This is a genomic window from Mycobacterium sp. E1715 (genome assembly GCF_001667625.1).
Lineage (GTDB): Bacteria > Actinomycetota > Actinomycetes > Mycobacteriales > Mycobacteriaceae > Mycobacterium.
Window position 1 is genome coordinate 1 of record NZ_LZJJ01000329.1, and the last position, 4,714, is coordinate 4,714.

Genomic DNA, 4,714 nt, shown 5'->3' on the forward strand with positions numbered 1-4,714 from the left:
GCGGCGCGGCCCCGGCGCCCACCGGCGGTCCCATCAGGACCGGCGGGCCGGTTGCGGCCGCCGCGGACGAGGCCACCGAGGCGTTCACCGACTCCGTTCAGGCGCCGCTGATGGCCGAGACGGTGGAGCTGGCCATGCACACGCTCCTGACCGCCATCTCCGAGTTGCCCGAACCGACCCATCCCGACTTCAGCCCCAAGGCCACGAAAACCCTGGCCGACCTCCGCAGGCTGGAGCGGCTGGCGTCGAGCGCCGCGCGCAACGCCAAAGGGAGCCCGTCGGTCATCCTGGCGTTGAGCGGCGTGCGGCGCAGCTACAACGACCTGATGATGCGCGCGGCGCGTTCACCGGCGGCCACCCTGGGCCAGCGGCTCTACGGCGCCCGCCACCGCGCGGAGCTGAACCTCGAGGAGGCGGCCAACGGCGCCGGCCTGCCGGTGTCCGTCCTCGAAGACGCCGAGGCGGAGCGCTCCATCGCGCCGGAGGCCGCACGGGCCATCGAGAACCTCATCGCCCAGCTGACGATCAGTTAACGCGGCGGTCCGGCGATCCAGGGCGGTGTGGCGGGCGCGGCGTACGCCCGCGCGGCGGCCTGGCGCCGCAAATGCTTTCGCGCATTGTGGTTTTCGAGTAGGGCCACCCAATTCCAGACCAGCACGGAGGCCAAACTCCACCACCCGGCCAGCAGGTTGTGGAGCAGGGCGTTGTCCAGTGCGGCCTCGCATTGGGCGAGCGTCCCGGTGACCGTGTAGGCCTGGTTGAACATCAGAATGACGGCGCCGGTGTGTTTCCTGACCCGCACGGCGAAGAGCGGTTCCGCGCCCCTTGGCGGCGGCGGATAGCCGGGCGGCGGGGCGTGATGCGCCGGCGGGTGGGGATGCGCCGGCGGGTGGGGATGCGCGGGCGGGTATTGATGCGGCTGGGGGTAGCCGTAAGCGTGCCGGTGGCCTGGGTGCGGCGCGGACATGATTCCTCCGTAGTGGGTAAGGGTTCGGGTGGGCGACGGGCGAGTCACGCTTGCGAGATCACGGCCGTGGTTTTCGAGACGATGTCGGTCGCTTGGGTGGTGGTGTCGAGCCCGCACCACAGGGTGTCGACGATGACGTTGTTGACCAGCCCGATGGCCCGCTGGCAGGTGGGCCCGCGCCCGCTGGGTTGGGTTTGAAGGATGGCCAACGTGGAGTCGCTGGCCTGCAGCTCGCCGAGCTCCCAAACGGTGGGGGCGTGCCCGGGGGCCGTGACGATGATGGAGCGGTTGGCGCAGCCGGACCAGCGCGCTTTGGATTGGCCGAAGAATTGCCGGGCCGAATCGGCGTCACGGAAACCGATCAGGACTTGCATGAGCGCGTGCTCGCGCACGGCGGGTGTGGCGTCGTCGAGTATCTGCCCCTGCACCGCCGTCCAGTTGCTGCCTTTGTACGCGGTGGCTTCGGCGGGCGAGTAGGTATCGACGCAGGCGGGGTTGGACAGCATCTCCTCGTCGTGCCACATCCGCGAGACCGGCTTACGCACCGTCATGCCGGTGGTGTGCGCGATCGTGTTCACGTCGTCCTCCTTGAGCAGCAGGTCGGCGAGGTGCTGGGGCAGGATCGCCGGCGGTTGCCAGCGGCCCAGGTCCGCGGCGGCCGCCGGGCGCCCGCTGGTGGTCGCGGTGCAGCCGGTGAGCAGCAGGGCCAGCCCGAGGGCGGCGACGAGGGCCCAACGCACAGCGCGCGCCAGGCGTGCGCCGCTCGACGGTTCAGCTTGGGGGTGCGGCGAAGCAGCGCTCATGGGGTCCTCCTGCCAGATCGTTCGGTATGGCGGTGACGCTAGCAATAAAAACGCAGCAGTGCAACGTTTATAAACATTGCGCAGCGCCTAGCGCTGTGTTTCAATTTGAAGCATGTCGCGGAAGAGCCCGCGCAGTCACCCCGTTCCGAAGGACCCTCATGCCCAGCAGCCCGCACCCCCCGATGGCCCGCACGACACCGCCCAGCCCCGGGGAGGAGGTCACCGCCGTCCTGCCCCGCCGTCCATTCCGGACCGCCGGTGCACCTCCGATGCCGCCGATGCCGCCGCGGATGCCGGCTTGGGGCACCCCGCCCGGATACCCGCCGGCGTTCGTCCCCGCGCCTTCGCGGCGCTGGCCCACCTGGGCGCAGATCGCGGTGGGGGCCGCGGTCATGGTCACCCTGGGGGCCGCGGGCCTGGCGATCAACGTCGCGGCCAGCCCCGACGACACGGCGAGCTCGACGGTCCTGCCGGCGCCGAAAACTTCCGCGGCGCCGGTCAGCCCGGGCCCGGCACCGGAGGCGCCCACGGTGCCGTTGTCGGCGCTGCCCGGCCTGTTGCTGGACGTCGCGACGATCAACAGCATCGAGGGCGCCACCGATATCGCGCCCGCACCCGACTCGGGCAACGACCACACCGCCTACAGCGGCCTGACGACCGACCGGCCCGAATGCGGTGAGATCCAGGCGCCCGCACTCGAGTCGGAACTCGACGGCAGCGGCTGGATCGGTGTTCGGACCCAGTCGCTGCAGGACCGCGACGGCGCCCGGCACCTCAACCACAGCGCCGCGGTCTACTTCGGCACCGCGAAAGCGGCCAACGACTTTGCGGCCAAGCAGGCGCAGGCGTGGCCGAGATGCAACGGCGCCAGCCTGCACCTGACCACCCGCCGGGAGCCGACCAGCGTCTGGACAGCGGGCACCGCCACCAACCGTGACGGAATGCTGAGCATCACCAACACCCAGGAGGGCGCCGGAGGCTGGCAGTGCCAGCGAGCCCTGGCGGCGCGCAACAACATCGTCATCGACGTGCGGAACTGCGGCGAGAACCGCACCGATCAAGCGATCACGATCGCCACGCGGATGGCCGAGCGCGTCACCACCGGCTGACCGCCGAACTCATCGCGAAGGAGGGATGATGATCAGCCCTGGCAAAATCGGCGAACGAATCTGATGCGCTGGTGGTAGCGACTACCATTCTGCTGGTCTGGTCGGGATCGCCGCGGGTGGCCTGCAGTGGGCGCCGAAACGAGGGGACAGGGATGGGGGATCGGCACGCGCCGCGTAACCGCTCCCCGCGGATCGGCCAGCTGCACCGCACTGCCGCCCGGGCCGACGCAGGGGCCGAATGGTGCCGAATCCGCGAGGACCAGAAACGGATTCGCGCCCGGCTGCGATCGCCGGCGTTGCTGATCGTCACGCTCGCCGCGGTGACCGCACTGGGCGTCGGCTGCTCGACCGTGGTCACCGGCAACGCCGTCAAGTCGGGCGGCCCCGCGCCACCGGCGGCCAACGTGGCGCTGCTCGATCCCGGCAACTATCCGCGCCGACCGCGCCCGCCGCTGGGCACCGTTGCCGACGACGCGGCCGGGCGCCGGACCGAAGCCCAGCGGATGGCGGACATGGTGGCAGGCCCGTGGCAGGTCGACGGGACGTTGATCAGCCCGCTGAGCGCCGAAATCGCCCCCACCACAGCACTTCCCGAGGCGGGACGGCTCTCGGCGCTGGTGCGCGGTGACTCGATCGCCGCGATCGCCGCGGCGCATCACTTCGTGGCAGGCTTCGTCAGTGGGCGCGTCACCCCGCCACCGCCACGCGGCCAGCCCCCGACCGACAAACCCAAGATCCTCGACAACGGTGTCTTCCGATTCCCCGGCGCACAGGACGCCAGCGACGCCGCCGCTGCCATGGCCGCCGCCGACCTGGCCACCATCCGGCCGGGCAACATCCCCGCCACCCGGCTGCCGATCCCGCGCTACCCCGACACGGTGGCGAACGTGGCGCCGTTGTCGGGCGGCTTCGAAGCCGAAGCGTTCACCGCGCACGGCCCCTACGTGTTCTTCCAGTTCGCCGGCTCCAAAGAGAGCGCCGGCGCGGCCGCCGACCTGATCGCCAAAACCCTTGACCTGCAAGGCCCGATGGCCGACCACTTCCAGGCCACCCCGGTGGACCAGCTGGCCGCCCTGCCCGCCGACCCGACCGGACTGCTGGCCCGCACCGTGCCCGCCACCGACCCCGGCGTCAACCAGGCCACGGTCTATCCACCGCACGGCGCGCTGCATTTCCGGCCCGACCCCGTGGCCACCGAGGCGATGTTCGCCGACGCCGGCATCGGTCACGTCGCCGCCGACCGCACCACCGTCTACGAGGCCGTCGACACCACCGGCGCCCAGCGGGCCGCCGACGGGCTCGCCCGCATCGACGTTCCCTTCCTGGGCTACCGCTCCGCCCCCGGCGTCAACGGGCTGCCCTCGGCGCGCTGCTTCGACCGCGGGCCCGATACTTCCGAGTTGGGCTCGGTGCGCTTCCTGTGCCTCGGCACCGCCGACCGCTACGCGTTCAAAGTCACTGCCGCCCAAGAGGTAGAGGCGCACCAGATCGTCGCGGCCCAATACCTGATGTTGACGGCGCCATGAGGAGCCTTACCCGCCCGTTGGCCCTCGCCGTCGCGGTCGCGGCGCTGACGGTCGCGTGCAGTTCGACCGTCGCGGGAACCGCCGTCAGGGCCCCGGGGACGGACGGTTCCGACGGCGTCGACCTCGCCCTGCTCGACGCCGGGAACTTCCCCACCACCCCCCGCGACCCGCTGGGCACCGCAGGGGACGCGTTGCGCGGCGGCTGGGCCGAGGGACGCCGCCTGGCCAGCGCCGTCGTCGGCCCCTGGGAAGTCGATCGCGACCTGACCGACTACGCCCAAATCGATACCGGCGTGGTCAAAGACACCG

The 4,714-nt window shown here is 71.4% G+C and carries 4 protein-coding genes and 2 pseudogenes; 4 read left to right on the forward strand and 2 right to left on the reverse strand.

Annotated elements, in window-relative coordinates; translation table 11 throughout:
- Positions 1-533: pseudogene (locus A9X03_RS29855) on the forward strand (hypothetical protein); the annotation flags it as partial.
- Here the strand turns inward: A9X03_RS29855 and A9X03_RS28565 are convergent.
- Entirely contained in the window at positions 530-967 is a 438-nt protein-coding gene (locus A9X03_RS28565; protein WP_082974513.1) for a hypothetical protein, read from the reverse strand. The pseudogene A9X03_RS29855 and the gene A9X03_RS28565 sit on opposite strands and share 4 nt — an antisense overlap.
- A gap of 44 nt (positions 968-1,011) precedes the next feature.
- Positions 1,012-1,770 carry a sensor domain-containing protein gene (locus A9X03_RS16870; RefSeq protein WP_082974514.1) on the reverse strand — a complete coding sequence of 253 codons (759 nt, stop codon included), beginning with the start codon at positions 1,768-1,770 and terminating at the stop codon, positions 1,012-1,014.
- Between the two features lie 158 nt (positions 1,771-1,928).
- Between A9X03_RS16870 and A9X03_RS16875 the strand changes: the two genes are divergently transcribed.
- From A9X03_RS16875 to A9X03_RS16885, 3 genes and pseudogenes are all read left to right on the forward strand, one after another.
- Positions 1,929-2,879: a sensor domain-containing protein gene (locus tag A9X03_RS16875; RefSeq protein ID WP_156746579.1), complete on the forward strand. Its 951-nt coding sequence runs from the start codon at positions 1,929-1,931 to the stop codon at positions 2,877-2,879.
- Between the two features lie 152 nt (positions 2,880-3,031).
- Entirely contained in the window at positions 3,032-4,405 is a 1,374-nt protein-coding gene (locus A9X03_RS30630; protein WP_255396734.1) for a hypothetical protein, read from the forward strand.
- Positions 4,402-4,714, forward strand: a pseudogene (locus tag A9X03_RS16885) (hypothetical protein); the annotation flags it as partial. The gene A9X03_RS30630 and the pseudogene A9X03_RS16885, both read left to right, overlap by 4 nt.